At 72.0% G+C, this 14,592-nt stretch carries 15 protein-coding genes and 1 pseudogene; 5 read left to right on the top strand and 11 right to left on the bottom strand.

Going from position 1 to position 14,592, the window contains the following annotated elements; genetic code table 11:
- The first annotated feature begins 179 nt into the window (after positions 1-179).
- Positions 180-602, top strand: a complete 423-nt coding sequence (locus tag ACFY23_RS13095) for a DUF6223 family protein (protein WP_350678666.1) — start codon at positions 180-182, stop codon at positions 600-602.
- A 145-nt stretch (positions 603-747) separates the two neighbouring features.
- On the opposite strand, the gene ACFY23_RS13090 is transcribed toward ACFY23_RS13095, so the two are convergent.
- Positions 748-1,503 (bottom strand): HEAT repeat domain-containing protein, encoded by a 756-nt coding sequence (locus ACFY23_RS13090; protein WP_350678664.1) that lies wholly within the window; start codon positions 1,501-1,503, stop codon positions 748-750.
- A 106-nt stretch (positions 1,504-1,609) separates the two neighbouring features.
- Positions 1,610-2,218, bottom strand: a complete 609-nt coding sequence (locus ACFY23_RS13085; RefSeq protein ID WP_350678662.1) for a LysE family translocator — start codon at positions 2,216-2,218, stop codon at positions 1,610-1,612.
- Positions 2,219-2,627: 409 nt separating this feature from the next.
- Here ACFY23_RS13085 and helR point away from each other — a divergent pair, with 409 nt between their 5' ends.
- Positions 2,628-4,772 carry an RNA polymerase recycling motor ATPase HelR gene (helR, locus tag ACFY23_RS13080; RefSeq protein ID WP_350678732.1) on the top strand — a complete coding sequence of 715 codons (2,145 nt, stop codon included), beginning with the start codon at positions 2,628-2,630 and terminating at the stop codon, positions 4,770-4,772.
- A gap of 77 nt (positions 4,773-4,849) precedes the next feature.
- Here the strand turns inward: helR and ACFY23_RS13075 are convergent, their stop codons facing one another.
- Positions 4,850-5,839 (bottom strand): LysR family transcriptional regulator, encoded by a 990-nt coding sequence (locus ACFY23_RS13075; RefSeq protein ID WP_350678660.1) that lies wholly within the window; start codon positions 5,837-5,839, stop codon positions 4,850-4,852.
- A gap of 225 nt (positions 5,840-6,064) precedes the next feature.
- Here ACFY23_RS13075 and ACFY23_RS13070 point away from each other — a divergent pair, with 225 nt between their 5' ends.
- Entirely contained in the window at positions 6,065-6,577 is a 513-nt protein-coding gene (locus ACFY23_RS13070; RefSeq protein ID WP_350678658.1) for a hypothetical protein, read from the top strand.
- A gap of 197 nt (positions 6,578-6,774) precedes the next feature.
- Here the strand turns inward: ACFY23_RS13070 and ACFY23_RS13065 are convergent, their stop codons facing one another.
- Genes ACFY23_RS13065 through ACFY23_RS13035 form a run of 7 tightly spaced genes read right to left on the bottom strand, consistent with a single transcriptional unit; the run spans position 6,775 to position 12,934 of the window.
- Positions 6,775-8,028, bottom strand: a complete 1,254-nt coding sequence (locus tag ACFY23_RS13065; RefSeq protein ID WP_350678656.1) for a HAMP domain-containing sensor histidine kinase — start codon at positions 8,026-8,028, stop codon at positions 6,775-6,777.
- Positions 8,025-8,717, bottom strand: a complete 693-nt coding sequence (locus tag ACFY23_RS13060; protein ID WP_350678654.1) for a response regulator transcription factor — start codon at positions 8,715-8,717, stop codon at positions 8,025-8,027. Before ACFY23_RS13060 ends, ACFY23_RS13065 begins: the two co-directional genes overlap by 4 nt.
- An 8-nt stretch (positions 8,718-8,725) precedes the next feature.
- Positions 8,726-9,622 (bottom strand): trypsin-like peptidase domain-containing protein, encoded by an 897-nt coding sequence (locus ACFY23_RS13055; protein WP_350678652.1) that lies wholly within the window; start codon positions 9,620-9,622, stop codon positions 8,726-8,728.
- Between the two features lie 25 nt (positions 9,623-9,647).
- Complete coding sequence (locus ACFY23_RS13050) at positions 9,648-10,601, bottom strand: VWA domain-containing protein (protein ID WP_350678650.1); 954 nt, start codon at positions 10,599-10,601, stop codon at positions 9,648-9,650.
- 40 nt (positions 10,602-10,641) lie between these two features.
- Positions 10,642-11,622: a DUF58 domain-containing protein gene (locus ACFY23_RS13045; RefSeq protein WP_350678648.1), complete on the bottom strand. Its 981-nt coding sequence runs from the start codon at positions 11,620-11,622 to the stop codon at positions 10,642-10,644.
- Positions 11,619-12,659 (bottom strand): AAA family ATPase, encoded by a 1,041-nt coding sequence (locus ACFY23_RS13040; protein WP_387037291.1) that lies wholly within the window; start codon positions 12,657-12,659, stop codon positions 11,619-11,621. The genes ACFY23_RS13045 and ACFY23_RS13040 overlap by 4 nt, the downstream gene beginning before the upstream one ends.
- 14 nt (positions 12,660-12,673) lie before the next feature.
- A complete protein-coding gene (locus ACFY23_RS13035; protein ID WP_350678646.1) occupies positions 12,674-12,934 on the bottom strand; it encodes a hypothetical protein in 261 nt (86 codons plus the stop codon).
- Positions 12,935-13,054: 120 nt separating this feature from the next.
- On the opposite strand from ACFY23_RS13035, the pseudogene ACFY23_RS13030 reads away from it, so the two are divergent.
- Together ACFY23_RS13030 and ACFY23_RS13025 are read left to right on the top strand one after the other, a co-directional pair.
- Positions 13,055-13,528 (top strand): annotated as a pseudogene (locus ACFY23_RS13030) (hypothetical protein); the annotation flags it as partial.
- 41 nt (positions 13,529-13,569) lie between these two features.
- Positions 13,570-13,863, top strand: a complete 294-nt coding sequence (locus ACFY23_RS13025) for a hypothetical protein (protein ID WP_387037150.1) — start codon at positions 13,570-13,572, stop codon at positions 13,861-13,863.
- Between the two features lie 168 nt (positions 13,864-14,031).
- Here the strand turns inward: ACFY23_RS13025 and ACFY23_RS13020 are convergent, their stop codons facing one another.
- The gene (locus ACFY23_RS13020; protein ID WP_350678644.1) at positions 14,032-14,445 is read right to left on the bottom strand and encodes a hypothetical protein; all 414 of its coding nucleotides are present in this window, start codon (positions 14,443-14,445) and stop codon (positions 14,032-14,034) included.
- Positions 14,446-14,592 lie beyond the last annotated feature (147 nt).

The following is a 14,592-nucleotide window of genomic DNA, read 5'->3' as shown; positions in this document are numbered from 1 at the left end:
CGGGTAGCTGACCGGTCCTGATCACAACGGAAGCCCGGGGAGACAACCGCGGCGGTACGGCGCCCCGACCGCGTACAACCCGAGTGGTACGGCCATCGGCAACTCCGGCATGACGACTCGTGACCACGCTGGTACATACGCTGCCGCCTGTACCCGTCACGCGACCGAAGGAATCCTCGATGTCCATCCGCCACTTGCTTGCCGCCGCCGCAGCCGCCCTGGTCGGGGCGGTCGGACTTGCCGCACCGGCGGCCGCGCACGTCTCGACCCAGCCGATCGCCGCCAGTGCCTACACCATGAGCGCCGGGCGACTCGGGGCCACCGTGGCCGCCCTGCTGGGGCTGGCCGGCGCGCTCATCGGCGGGTTCGCTCTGGCCCGCCCCACCAGTCGTATCGGCACCGGCAACGGACGAGGCGGAGCCACCGTGGCCCTGGTGGCGGGGCTGATCGGCATCGGCCTTGGTGGACTGGTCGTGGCGACCGCCGACAGCGGCATCGGCACCGGCAACGGACGAGGCGGAGCCTACGTGGCTCTCCTGGTGGGGCTGATCAGCACCGTCCTCGGTGGGCTGGCCATGGCCCGCGCCCGTCGCACCGGCTGACCGGCTGCCCCGGTCGGTCGCGGCAGCGCCGTCCCGCCTACCGGTCGTGTCGGCCGGTAGGCGGGTGGCTGTCTTCCCCATCCTCCTGGCCGGCCTGCTGAGCCGGGTGGGACGCGAAGGCGCTGTGGCGAGCCGACGGCGTCGATCAGCAGTTGTCCGGATCCGACGCTGTCGGATCGCCGAGTTGCAACCGCTCGCGCAGCCGCCGCGCTTCGCGACCGCGGTACACCCGCAGGACGCTTTCCAGCGTGTCGCGTACGTGCGGATCGGGGTGATCGGCCAGGTATGCCAGCTCCTCGGCCCCGCCGCGCCGGCCCCGGCCCAGCTCGCCGAGCACGTCGATGATCTCGTCGGCGCTGCTCGCCGTACGCAACCGCGTCATCAGCTCATCTTTCGGCCTGGGCGGCTCGTCGTAAGGGAACCGACGGCGCAACCTGGCCACCTTGTACCCGCCGCGCGGCAGACAGGAAGGGCATGGGCAGGGCCGCCGGCCGTGGGCTGCCGGCAGGTACCGCCAACCGACTCCCTGCGGAACGTCACGGATCCGTCGTACCTCGGCTCTGGTGATCGCGCGGGACACGAACACCTCGTAGCCGCGCGGATCGTCGAGTTCGCGCACGGCCGCGACGGCCTGCGCAGCCGTGGCCTCGCGCGGTGGGGTGCCGTAACGCCCGACCGTCACCGGCTCGTCGTCGGGCAGCCGCAGATGCACCGCGACCAGCACGCCCGAGTGCCAGCGCCGCAGCTCACGAACCCACTGGTGGGTGAGGGTGAACGACGGCAGCACCGGCATGCAGTACACGCCCCGTCCGCCGGCCCGCCCGTGGCTGCGCGCGGCGATTCCCGAGCGCGCGATGCGTCGAGCCGACCTCGCCGGGGTGATGTGCACGAACTCCGCCATTGCCGGGGATGGTAGCTGGCCGGCGGCGAGTGACGGTCACGATTTTCGGGCGCTCCACGCGCTCGGGGCGACCGACGACGCACTCATCGCGCGCTAGAGGGCGTTGTCAGGCGCGCTCGGTAGCGAGACGCACGGCGAAGGCGATCAGGACGACGCCCGTGACGCGGTCGAGGGCCCGTCGTACGCGGGGGCGCTCGAGCAGCGCACGTGCTCGGTTGAGCGCGTACGCGTACCCGCTGAGCCAGCCGAGGGTCAAGACCGCGTGAATCAGCACCAGGGCCCCGAGTCCCCAGGCACCGAGTGACGGCGGCGCGAGGGTGGGCAGCAGCGCCGTGTAGAAGACCGCGATCTTCGGGTTCAACAGGTTGGTGGCGAGGCCCGTCAGGAAGGGCCTGCCTTTCGTGGGGGCGGCGCTGGCCACGGCGCTGTCGTCCTTGCCGCGGCGTAGGGCCTGGAAGCCCAGGAAGAGCAGGTAGGCGACGCCCACCACCTTCACGACGAGATACGCCCCCGGGGAGGCCGTGAGAAGGGCGGTGAGGCCGAGCACCGCCAGGCTTCCCCAGACAAGAAGCCCGCAGACCACGCCCACCCCGGCGCGCAGGGCTTCACTTCGGCCGCCCACCAGAGCGCGGCGCGTCACCACCGCCATGTCCGGCCCCGGAACGAGGGTCAGCAGCCCGAGAACCCCAGCGGCAGCCAGCAGGTGAAGAACCATGACGCCAGTGTGAAGCAGACGACCGGGTGATCGGCAAAGGCCCTCGGCCTCGCGGCGTGGGTCGTACGGCACGAACCGCACCGGCGGTCAGCGCTGCACTTTTACGGGAAAGGGAAGCACCTGCTCCCCTCCACCCTCAACATATATCGCACCAGGGGACTTGCGGCAAGACCAGGATCGTGCCGCAGAATGGCCGGCCGAGCCCCGGAAACCTGTCAAATGGGAGTGGCGAAAATGCGTACGTTGTTGTCGACGATCAGGTCACGCGCGAATGCGTTTCATACTGATGCACCTGGCCTTCACCCCGGCAGAACTCGATTACCCGGCCAGCAGCACATCCGGCGACCGGCCACCGCACTCGGCTCCCCATCGACAGCTACCTCAGATCGGAGCTGATGACGTGAACCCGCTGACCACCAGCGCGTTCGACCTTCCCGAACGCCTCTCCCCCAAGGCCGACCCGAGGCTGATCGCCGGCGACGAGCAGCACTTCGCGGCCCTCGCGGCGAGCCTCGAGCAATTGGCTGCCGACCTGTCCGACCGCCTCGATACCGAGCGCAAGGCGCCCGGCGGCAAGGGCCAGCGGGCGCTGGACCGGGACCAGGAGATCCGCCGGCTGACCGCTCGCCTGCGTGCCCTGCGTCGCTTCGGTCTGGACCTGTGCCTCGGACGCATGGTCAGCGCGGACAACCCCGAGCCCGTGTACGTCGGACGACGTGGCCTCACGGACAGCGCGGGTCGTCGGCTGTTGCTCGACTGGCGCTCCCCCGCGGCCGAGCCGTTCTTCGGAGCGACCCACGCCAACCCGATGGGGCTGGCAAGCCGCCGCAGATACCGCTGGACCCGCGGCCGGATCACCGACTACTGGGACGAGGTGTTCACCCCGGACGGGTTCGAAGGGCACGCCGCGCTCGACGACCAGTCCGCCTTCATCGCGAGCCTGGGCGGCAGCCGGTCGGCCCGGATGCGGGACGTGCTGAGCACCATCCAGGCCGACCAGGACGCCATCATCCGCGCGGGATCCCGCGGCGCTCTCGTCGTCGACGGCGGTCCGGGTACGGGGAAGACCGTGGTCGCTCTGCACCGCACCGCCTACCTCCGCTACTCCGACCCTCGCCTCGGTCACCGCCGAGGCGGCGTGCTGTTCGTCGGTCCGCACCAGCCCTACCTGGCCTACGTCGCCGACGTCCTCCCCAACCTCGGCGAGGAGGACGTGCAGATGTGCACCGTGCGGGATTTCGTCGCCGAGGGAGCCGCAGCGGCGACCGAGACCGACCCGGACGTGGCCCTCCTGAAGTCGTCCGCGGACCTGGTGAAGGCGATCGAGACGGCCGTCAGGTTCTACGAGGAGCCGCCCACCAAGGGGATGACGGTCACGACCGACGAGTCCGAGATCTGGCTGAGCGCCGACGACTGGGCCGAGGCGTTCGAGGCGCCGGATCCCGGTACCCCGCACAACGAGGCGCGCGACGAGATCTGGGAGGAGCTGCTCACGATCCTGACGGACAAGTACGACGGCGACGAACCGGCGGACCTGGTCCGCAGGTCGCTGTTGCGGAACAGGGAACTGCTCACGGCCTTCAACCGCGCGTGGCCGCTGCTCGAAGCGGCTGACCTCGTAGGAGACCTGTGGTCGGTACCCGCCTACCTGCGCAAGTGCGCTCCCTGGCTCAGCCTCGACGACGTTCGGAAGCTGCAGCGCAAGGACGCCCAGGCCTGGACGGTGTCCGACCTGCCGCTCCTGGACGCGGCACGGCGGCGGCTCGGCGACCCGGAGGCGTCCCGGCGTCGGCGCCGGCCCGACGCCGCTGCCGCCGTCGAACGCGAGCAGATGGCCAGGGTCGTCGACGACCTGATCGAGGCCAACGCCTACGACGACGGCGAAGGTCTGCTGACGATGCTGCACCAACAGGACCTCCGGGACGCCCTGATCGACGGGATCGCGTCGCCCGACAGCGACCCGGACCTGCTGGCCGGCCCGTTCGCGCACATCGTCGTGGACGAGGCTCAGGAACTGACCGACGCCGAGTGGCAGATGCTGTTGCTGCGCTGCCCGTCCCGGAGCTTCACCATCGTCGGGGACCGCGCCCAGGCCAGGCACGGGTTCACGGAGTCGTGGCAGGAACGGCTCGAGCGGATCGGGCTCGACCGGATCAACCTGGCCTCCCTGAGCATCAACTACCGGACGCCGGAAGAGGTCATGGCGGAAGCCGAACCGGTCATCCGGGCCGTGCTCCCGGACGCCAACGTGCCGACCTCCATCCGCAGCAGTAACGTCCCCGTCGTGCACGGATCGACGTCGGACCTGGGCTCGATCCTCGACACGTGGCTCACCGCGCACGCCGACGGGATCGCCTGCGTCATCGGCGATCCCACACTCCAGGCGACGTCCCGCGTCCGGTCGCTGACCCCGGAGCTGTCGAAGGGGCTGGAGTTCGACCTGGTCGTCCTCGTCGAGCCAGAGGCGTTCGGCGAAGGCATCGAAGGAGGGGTCGACCGCTATGTCGCGATGACCCGAGCGACGCAACAACTCGTCATCCTCACGAGATCCTGACGACGTGGTCGCCGCCCGGGCGGTACCGCTGATCGAGGGCGGGCCGGACGGGCGCGGGGCCGGTGTCCGCTCGCGGCTCAACCGCCGGTCCGGCCCGCCCCGGCGCCAGCCGCGCGACTCGCCCCGACGCCGGCCATCCCGCCCGGTCTGCCAGCGGGCCGCGCGCACACGCCGTGCAGGCGGCGCGCGACCGTCTCCGCGACCTGGCGGAAGGCGAGGACGGCGGCACGGCGGTCGTGCCGTCGGGCGGCCGCGACAAAGGGCACCGGGGCGACCTCGGACAGTTCCACGAAGCGCAGCTCCCCCAGGGGCGAGAGCCCGCGAGCCGTGCGGGGACCCACGGCCACCACCGACGGGTCCTGGAGGATCAGGTACGCCATCTCCGCCGGCGAGGTGACCGTCACCCCGCGCTGCGGCGGCGGGCAGCCGTCGCGGTAGTCGTTGAGCAGCCAGTAGTCGCGGATCCTCGGCACGTCCTCGATGCGGGGCATGGCCAGTCCGAGCACATCCGCCAGCGACACCGCCGCCCCGGCGTCGGCCAGGGGATGCCGCGCGCTCAGCGCGAGGACGCGGGGCTCGGCGACCAACACGGTCCAGTCGTGCCGTTCGGGGTCCAGCGGCAGCCGAGTGAGCGCCACGTCGATCCGATCCTCGAGCAGGGCGGTGTACAGCCCGCCCACGGTCAGTTCGCGCAGGACCAGCCGCACCTCGGGGGCCGCCCCCTGCCAGGCGGGCAGGATCGACGCGATGAGGTCGCCGGCCCCGCCGACGCTGAAGCCGACACGTAGCGTGCCGCCGCCGGCGCCGACGGTGTCCCGGGCCGCCCGTACGCCGTCGGCGACCCCGACCACGGCCCGTTGGGCCGGTTCGAGCAGCGCGGTGCCGGCCTCGGTGAGCCGTACGCCCGCCGGGTCCCGGTGGAACAGCGGCGCGCCCACCGACCGCTCCAGGGCGCGGATCTGCTGGCTCAGCGTCGGCTGACTGACGTGCAGCAGCGCGGCGGCGCGGGTGAAGGACCGCTCCTCGGCGACGGCGAGGAAGTACCGGAGTTGACGTAGTTCCACCATGACGATCCCCTCTGCCCGCCCCCGGGCATCGACGATCAAAAGATCTACCACCACTCATAGGTCCGCCCTATGGCCCATCGGTGTCGCGTCTTGGACACCCTCCCGCCCCGGCCGAAGAATCTGCAGGTGGCGGTACCCGGAACATCCCGGGGACACCGCCGCCTGTCACATCGGCGACGAACGACGACCGGCCGCGACCACCGGGCCGGCACGAAAGGGGTTCCCATGAACGCAGCACCGGCCCGTGTCACCCGGGCGGCCGTGACCGCCGTCACCATGCTGGCCGCCTCCCTCGGTGTGGTGGCGCTCGGCGCCACTCCGGCGGCGGCCGGAACGCTGGACAAGTACACCGTCACCAAGTCGTCGAGCAGCTTCGACGGTGGCTGTGTGGCGGAGGCGACCGTGAGCTACTGGCCCGGCACCGACACCGCGACGTTCACCACCACGGTCCGGAACCCGTACCTGTTCGCGGCGTGCCGGGTGAACACCAACCTGTACATCCAGGGCACCTCGACCCAGTGGAACAGCGCCGTGCACTACGCGATGGCGTGCGCGATCACCGACACGAGCTGCTCGTCCACCCAGACCAGGAGCGGCACCTACTACTCCGCCACGCCGAGCCTGACGGCGTACGTGGACAGCGTCAACGACGCGCTGGAGGCGATGGGCCAGGATCGGTCGTTCACCCGCAAGAAGGCGGTCGAGTCGATCTCGATCGAGTTCAGCAAGGCGGGCTGACGCGGCGACGGGGCGGCCGGCGCCCACGCAGGCGCCGGCCGCCCGTTGCGTCACGGGACGGGTCGGCACGGCACCGGACCGCCCGCGCAGTTCGACTGGTTCAGCGGCGGATGCGGTAGCGGATGTGGGTGGCCGCAGCCCACACGTCATCCAACCCCTGGCGCGGTCCACCACCGGTCCGAGCTTCGCACGACGCGTCAGGAACAGCTCGACCAACAGTGCTCACGTGGCGTTCCCGCCGGGCGGCACAGAGGTGACGTCGTCGGGGGTGGGCCGTCGTCGGTGCGGTCGGTGGCCGGCAGCCAGCACACGAAGGTACTGCCGGCGCCGGGCCGGGAAAACAGCGCCGCGTGCCCGCCGTGCGACTCGACGATCTGCCGTACGATCGCCAGACCCAACCCGGTGCGCCGGTGGCCGGACGGGTCAGGGAGATTCTCCCCGCGCCAGAACCGGTCGAAGACCCGGGCCTGGTCGGTCTCGGCGATGCCGGGCCCCTCGTCGGCGACCGCCACCCACAGCCAGCCGCCGACCCGCCCTGTTCCGATGGTGATGGCGCCGCCCGGCGGGGAGAGGCGTACGGCGTTGGACAGCAGGTTGCCGACGGCACGGCGCAGCGCGTCCGGATCGCCGATGCAGCTCAGGCCCGGGCGCAGGGTGTACCTCAGGCGCAGCCCACGCGCGGTGGCGAGCGGGGTGACGTCCTCGCCGGCCTCGCGGGCGACCACGCTCAGGTCGACGTCGGTGTCAGCGAGAGCCTCGGTGTCGCGGCGGGCGGTGGCGAGCAGGTCCTCGATCAGCCGGGACATGCGGGTGGTGGCCCGGTCCACACTGGCGACCGCCTGTGTCCGTTCGTCCTCGGTCGCCTCAGGAGAGGTCAGCGAGGCGTCCAGGTGAGCCCGGATGATGGCCAGCGGGCTGCGCAGCTCGTGGGACGCGTCGTCGATGAGCTGCCGCTGGGCCCGGAAGGCGTGGTCGAGCCGGTCGAGCATCGAGTCGATGGTGTCGGCCAGTTCCCACAGCTCGTCCCGGGGACCCTGGAGCTGGATCCGCCGGGACAGGTCCGTGGCCTGGATGTCCCGGGCGGTACGCGCGATGGCGCCGACCGGGCGCAGGGCACGCCCGGAGAGCACCCAGCCGATGCCGAGGCTGGCGACGAAGAGCCCGCCGAGGGCGACGAGGGAGTAGTCCCGCAGGGTCTGCATCAGCCGGAGGTTGACCTCACCCTCGATCTGCTGCACCTCGGCGACCTCGATGGTGTTGCCGGTCGGCACCGTCCGCCCGTCGCTCTTCTGCTTCACCAACTGCGCCTCATAGCGCTTGGTCACCGGCTTCGGGTCCACCGCCCGGTCCACCGCCACGTACGCGACCACGAGGCCGGCACCGGCCAACGCGAACAGCAGTGTCGAGTACAGCACGGTGAGCCGGAACCGGATCGACCGGAAGATCCTCACGACGCCTCCCGCAGCCGATAGCCCCGCCCGACCACCGTCTCGATGAGCGGCTCGCCGTCCCCGCCGGTGAGCTTGCGGCGCAGCGTGCCCACGGTGACGCGCACGGTCTCGGTGAACGGGTCGGCGTTGGCGTCCCAGACGTGTTCCAGCAGCTCCTCGGCTGGCACCACCCGGCCGGGGCGGGTCATCAGGTACTGCAGCACGCTGAACTCCTTCGGGGTGAGCCGCAGCTCCCGCCCGGCACGGTGCGCCTCGTGCCGCGCGGCGTCGAGCACGAGGTCGCCGACGGTGAGCACCGCGCCGGTGCCCGCGGTGTCCCGGCGCAGCAGCGCCCGGACCCGGGCCAGCAGTTCGACCAGCGCGAACGGCTTGATCAGATAGTCGTCGGCCCCCTCGTCGAGACCCCGTACCCGGTCGCCGAGCGCGCCGCGAGCGGTCAGCATCAGCACCCGCAGGTCCCGCCCGCCGGCCACCTCGACCTCGCCCCGGCGGATCGCCCGGCACACCGTGAAGCCGTCGGTGTCGGGCAGGTTGATGTCGAGCAGCATCAGGTCGTACGTGTTGACCAGCAACAGGTCGTACGCTCCGGCGGCGTCAGCCGCCACGTCGACGGCGTATCCGGCCCGGGTCAGGCCGACCCGCAGCGCGTCGGCCAGGTCCCTCTCGTCCTCCACCACGAGCAGCCGCATGACGCCACCTATCCCCTCGCGATGATGCCGGTCGCCACCGGCGCGGCCCGTTCGATCGGGATGGCGAAACCGATGCCGATGCTGCCACCGCCCTCCAGCGTCGCGATGGCGGTGTTCACGCCGACCACCTCGCCCCGGGCGTTGACCAGCGGTCCACCCGAGTTACCGGGGTTGATCGACGCATCGGTCTGCACCGCGGACTGCCGGGCCCCGCCGCCGAGGCGTACCTGCCGGTCCAGGGCGCTGACGATGCCCGCCGTGACGGTGCCGGAGAGCCCGAGTGGCGAGCCGACGGCAAGGACCTGCTCGCCGACCCGAGTCTGCCCGACGGACGCCAGCCGGAGCGCCGGCAGCCGATCGCTGTCGTCCACCCGCAGGACGGCGATGTCGCTGCCCGGGTCCCGGCCGACCAGGCGGGCGGTCCGGCGACGCCCGTCCTGGCCGACGACGCTGATCGCGCCGCCACCGGCGACGACGTGGTTGTTGGTGACGATGTGGCCCCGGTCGTCGACGACGAAGCCGGACCCGGAGGCACCGTTGCCGCCGCGGCGCACCTGGACGGAGACCACCCCCGGCAGCGCCCGCGCCGCCGCCGTGACCAGGTCGGAGGGGACCGACGCGCCACGGCCGGACGGTGGTGCCGGCAGCGGCCCTGCGGCGGTGGGTGCCGGGTTGTCCGACGCGTCCGGCGCGGCGAGGTGCCCGGCGGCGCCGCCGGCCCCCGCCGACACCGCGACCAGCGCCAGACCGGCCGCCAGCAGCCGCGGCCAGCGCCGGTCGGCCGAGGTCGCCGCCGGTCCCGCTCCTGGCGGCAATACGCCGACAGCGCCGCTGCCGGATGCGAGGTCCGGTGAGCGGAACGCCGGACCGCGTGGTTCGCCGAGACCCGTTGTGGTGGTCGACATGGCGGGGTGCCTCCTTCTCGGGCGGTCAGGGCAGGCGGGAGAACCAGAGCATCGAGGTGGCCGCGGCGAGCAGCGCGAGCACCAGGCCGACGCCGATGAACCGCGCCGACACGTCCTGTCGCTCCGTCTGGTAGCCGACGGAGGAGCCGATGTCGGCGTAGACGTCACGCAGCTCGTCGCTGGTGCCGGCCTCGTAGTAGCCGCCGCCGGTCTGCGTGGCGACCGCGCGCAGCGTCTCGCCGTCGACCGGGACCCTCGGGCCGCCGGAGCCGATCGACCCGTTCGGGGTTCCGAACGAGATCGTGTCCACCGGTACCCCCTGCTCGGTGGCCACCGCGGCGGCCTGCGCGGGGTCCCGGCCGGCGGTGTTGTCCCCGTCGGAGAGCAGTACCACCCGGGCGGGCGGTGGGTCGTCGGCGGCCTGGTCGTCCAGGCCGCGAATGGCCTCCAGGGAGCTGGCGATCGCCTCACCGATGGCGGTGCCCTGGGTGCCGGTCGTGCCCTCGGCGAGCCGGTCTATGCCGGCGGCGAGCGCCACCCGGTCGGTGTCCGGGGCCACGAAGACCGAGGCGTTGCCGGCGAACGCCACCAGTCCCACGTTGAATTCCTCGGGCAGGCCGTCGACGAACTCCCGGGCGGCCGCCTTGGCCGCGCCGAGCCGGTCCGGAGTGACGTCGGTGGCGAGCATCGAGTGGGAGACGTCCACCGCGACGATGACGGTGGCCCGTTCGCGGGGTACCCGCACCTCGTCGGTGGGGCGGGCGAAACCGACGACCAGCAGCGCCAGCATCCCCAGGAAGAGGCTCGCGGGCACGTGCCGGCGCCAGGCCGGACGCTGCGGCGCCACCTTGTCGAGCAGGCTGAGGTTGGTGAAGCGGACGGCGTAGCGGCTGCGCCGGCGCTGCATCAGCAGGTAGCCGACGACCAGCGCGGCAACCCCGGCGAGCAGCCACAGCCGTTCGGGGGACTGCCAGGTCACGTCGTCCCCCCGCGATGGACTGGTCCTGGCCGGTGTCCGGTCACGCGGCACCTCCGGTGGGTCGTGCGGCGCCGGCGAGCCGGCGCTGGGTGAACACGTGTCGGGCGATGTCGGCTGTCCAGTCCCGGTCGGTGGAGAGCGTCAGGTGCGCGGCGCCGCTGCGTCGGATGGCCCGGGTCACCGCCTCCCGCTGCGCGGCCGCCGCGGCGGCGTACCGCTCGCGCAGCCGGCGACTGGCGGTGGACACCTCGCGTCTGCGTCCGCTCTCGGGGTCGACGAGAGTGACCAGGCCGACGTCGGGCAGTTCCCGCTCGCGTGGGTCGACGACCTGCACGGCGAGCACCTGGTGGCGGGCGGCCAACCGGCGCAGCGGACGCTCCCACTCCGGTGGCGGTCCCGCCGCCCCGGCCACCCCCGCGTCGGGCAGGCCGTCGAGGAAGTCCGAGACCACCACCACCAGGCCGCGGCGTCCCGCGCCGCGGCGCAGGCCGTCGAGCCCGTGGGCGAGCGGCACCGGGTCCGAGGCCGGTAGCCCGCGCGGCACGTCCAGCAGCGTGCGCAGCAGCCCGAACAGATGGGTACGTCCCGTGCGGGGCGGGAAGCGGCGCAGGCCCTCGTGGGTGAGCAGGTGCGCGCCGAGCCGGTTGCCGACGCCGGCGGTGAGGAAGCCGACGGCGGCCACGGCGGCTACCGCCAACTCCCGCTTCTCCAGTTCGGCGGTGCCGAAGTCCATGCTCGGGGTGGCGTCCACCAGTGTCCAGGTGGTCAGCTCCCGGTCGGCGTCGACGGTGCGTACGTGCGGCACGGTGGTGCGGGCGGTCACGGACCAGTCCATCCGTCGCACCTCGTCCTCCCCCGGCCGGTATTCGCGGCTGCCCGCCGGTTCGCTGCCCGGGCCGGGCAGCAGACCGAGGTGGTTGCCGTGCAGCAGTCCGTCCAGGCGCCGGGTGATGGTCAGTTCCAGGTGACGTAGCCGCCGCTGCTGCGCCAGGTGGCGGACGGTCGGCTCGGGTCGGGTCACGCGGCGGCTCCCAGGCCGGGCCCCTGGTTCTCCTGGGCCGGTGCGATCTGCGGCAGGGGCACCGTGTCGACCAGCCGGCGCACGAGAGTGCCCGCGTCGACGCCGTCGGCGGCCGCGTCGAAGGAGAGCACCAGCCGGTGGGTGAGCACGTCCACCGCGATCTCCCGGACGTCGGCCGGCAGCACGTAGTCGCGGCCGCGCAGCAGCGCGACGGCCCGCGCGGCGGCCACCAGTCCCAGGGTGGCCCGCGGGCTCGCCCCGTACGCGAGCTGACCGGCCACCTCGGGCAGCCCGAACCGGGCCGGGTCCCGGGTCGCGGCGACCAGCCGCACGACGTACTCGGCCAGGGCGTGGTGCACGAACACCTGCCGGGCCAACGTCTGGAGGGCGACCAGCCGGGTCGGGTCGAGTACCGGGCGGGCGGTCGGGCGGTCGGCGCCCATCCGGTAGAGGATGCCCAGTTCCTCCTCGTCGGTCGGGTAGTCGACCACCACCTTCATCAGGAACCGGTCCCGTTGCGCCTCCGGCAGCTGGTAGACGCCTTCGGACTCGATCGGGTTCTGGGTGGCCAGGACAAGGAACGGTGTCGGCACCGGGTGGGTGCGACCGCCGATCGAGACGTGCCCCTCGGCCATCACCTCCAGAAGCGCCGACTGCACCTTCGCGGGGGCCCGGTTGATCTCGTCGGCGAGGACGAGGTTGGCCATCACCGGGCCGAGCTCCACGTCGAAGCTCTCCCGGGAGGACCGGTAGATCCGGGTACCGAGGATGTCCGACGGCACGAGGTCCGGGGTGAACTGGATCCGGGCGAAGCTGCCGCCCACGGCCGTGGCCAGGGTCTCCGCGGCGAGCGTCTTCGCCACCCCGGGAACGCCCTCCAGAAGGCAGTGCCCTCGCGCCAGCAGCGCGGTGAGCAGCCGCTCCACCAGCCGATCCTGGCCGACGATGACCCGCTTCACCTCGAACAGGGTCTGCTCCAGCAGCCGGGCGGCGTGGGCGTGGTCGAGATCCGCCACGACTTCGGTGCCGTTCACCAGGGTCGGGGCCGCTGTCACAGCGCCTCCTGCGGCATGGTGGGCTGGCCCGACCCGCCCGGGTCGGGGGCGGTCGAGGTCGCACCGCCCTTGTCCGGGCAGTCCTCCCGGGACCACTGCGACGCAGCGCCGCCGCTGCCAGCCGCCTCCTGCTCGGTCACGATCTGCACGACGGCCCTGTGGTCGGCGTCGTCGGTGGCGTACGCGGCACCGCCGGCGACGGCCACGGCGACCGCGGCTCCGGACAGGGCGAGCCCGGTGATGATGCTGATCCGCATGACTTCTCCTCTGTTCTCGTTCGGGACAGGGCGGGTGCCCGGCGAACGGGGGGTGGTGCCGGGCACCCGCTGGTACTGATTCAGCCAGGACGGACCGAAAGACAGCCGAAGAGCGTCGTCATGGTTGGCCCGGGCACGCCGGGCTCCGGGCACCCGACGCGGGTCGAGCCGACGGGGAATCGTCAGGCCGCGGCGTTCCGGCGGCGCGCCTTGTGGCGCATCCAGGAAACCGTGCCTCGGCTTGATCGGGGAGTCACTGGCGAAAGGTGTACTGACAGAGCACCCTTCCGGCGGCCCATGGCCCACTGTCGATGCCGACTCGGGCGGAAGCGAATCTCTGTCGCCATGAAATGGATGAACCGCCCGAGGTCCGGCGGCGGCACGGGCATTCGGCACGGCCGCGTGGAGTGGGCCGTCGCCGACGCCACGCATGACACCATCGGCTCCCAGCGGGATGGAGAAGGCGGGAATGTGCCACACCGTTTCGACCAGCCCCGGCGATACTTGGGGAAGGAGGCAGAGCCGACCGGGCAGGTACGGGCGATGGGCCTGCACGTACGCAGCATCGAGATAATGGACCAGCGTGGTCTGCTGGAGCGATTCCTTGCCCACGGCCAGCGGCACCGTTGGGTGGCTTGTTCGCTGGCATCGCAAAACCGTCGCCCGACGGGCTGGACAGCGCGCACCGGTACATCCTGGGCATCCCGCAGCCCGTCATCGACCGCCTGCTGGGGCTGCTGCTCGACCAAACCGCCCAGCTCTCGACGGCGGGCTGGGCCGATCGGGTCGACCACCTCGTCGGCGCCAGCGAGGAGTTGGATACCCCGGCCGTGCTGATGCGCCCGGACGGCCACGTGGCCTGGGTCGGCGACGACCAGCAGGACCTACTCGACCACCTGCCACGGTGGTTCGGCCCCGCCGTCGGCTGATATGGCGGACCGGCTCGGGGGCGCGGGCTGGAGAGGGGCGTGACGCGGTCGGTGCGCTAGCGCGCCGACCGCGTCGCCGGCCCGACGGTGTTCGGTTTGGGGGCGGCTGCGGGACGCCGCTCCATCGGGACAGGAGCGACCGCATGTCGCGGCCGCGCCCCTACCGACTCAGTCCCGATCCTCGTCCACGTCGCAGACCTTCCAGTCGCCGTCCTCCTTGACGAGGGTCATGGTGATGTTGCCGGTCCTGATCTCGCCGCCGTCGGTTCCGGTGAAATCCGCGGTCACGGTCGCCGAGTTCTCACGCTCCTTGCTGGATGTGATCTCCCAGTCCAGCAGACCTTCGTCGTCGTCCCACTCGTCGCCATCGAAATTCTTTTGCTCGCTGGCACAGATCACGGCCCGCAGGTCATCGATACTTCTGTCCTGGATGGCGGAGAAGTACTTCTCCGCCACATCCTCGGCGTCGTCCTTGAACACGGCCCGGTAACCGAAAACGCCAGAGCTGCAGCAGAGCAGGAGCAGCAATGCACCCGCCCCGGCAATCAGCCCATTCCTTTTGTTCTTGTCCACGATAATCATCTATCTATTGAGGGTCCGGCATCACCGGGAGCAGCCCGGCGACGCCAGGTTAGTCAGCAGGTCGGGCGACGCCAGGTCTGATGACCTGTCCGGCTGCGGCCATGACCACATTCGGACAGGCCGGGCCACCGCCCCGCTACCCGCGGC

The organism is Micromonospora sp. NPDC000121, from assembly GCF_042899165.1.
Taxonomy (GTDB): Bacteria; Actinomycetota; Actinomycetes; order Mycobacteriales; family Micromonosporaceae; genus Micromonospora.
Note: the sequence above shows the minus strand (reverse complement) of the source record. Positions and strands in the feature narration are given on the sequence as shown.

Bases quoted from the DNA above. Each gene is read 5' to 3' on its own strand.
- ACFY23_RS13055 (WP_350678652.1), bottom strand. From the start codon at position 9,622: ATGTCGACCACCACAACGGGTCTCGGCGAACCACGCGGTCCGGCGTTC.
- ACFY23_RS13095 (WP_350678666.1), top strand. From the start codon at position 180: ATGTCCATCCGCCACTTGCTTGCCGCCGCCGCAGCCGCCCTGGTCGGG.
- ACFY23_RS13075 (WP_350678660.1), bottom strand. From the start codon at position 5,839: ATGGTGGAACTACGTCAACTCCGGTACTTCCTCGCCGTCGCCGAGGAG.
- ACFY23_RS13020 (WP_350678644.1), bottom strand. From the start codon at position 14,445: ATGATTATCGTGGACAAGAACAAAAGGAATGGGCTGATTGCCGGGGCG.
- ACFY23_RS13070 (WP_350678658.1), top strand. From the start codon at position 6,065: ATGAACGCAGCACCGGCCCGTGTCACCCGGGCGGCCGTGACCGCCGTC.
- ACFY23_RS13085 (WP_350678662.1), bottom strand. From the start codon at position 2,218: ATGGTTCTTCACCTGCTGGCTGCCGCTGGGGTTCTCGGGCTGCTGACC.
- ACFY23_RS13035 (WP_350678646.1), bottom strand. From the start codon at position 12,934: ATGCGGATCAGCATCATCACCGGGCTCGCCCTGTCCGGAGCCGCGGTC.
- ACFY23_RS13060 (WP_350678654.1), bottom strand. From the start codon at position 8,717: ATGCGGCTGCTCGTGGTGGAGGACGAGAGGGACCTGGCCGACGCGCTG.
- ACFY23_RS13090 (WP_350678664.1), bottom strand. From the start codon at position 1,503: ATGGCGGAGTTCGTGCACATCACCCCGGCGAGGTCGGCTCGACGCATC.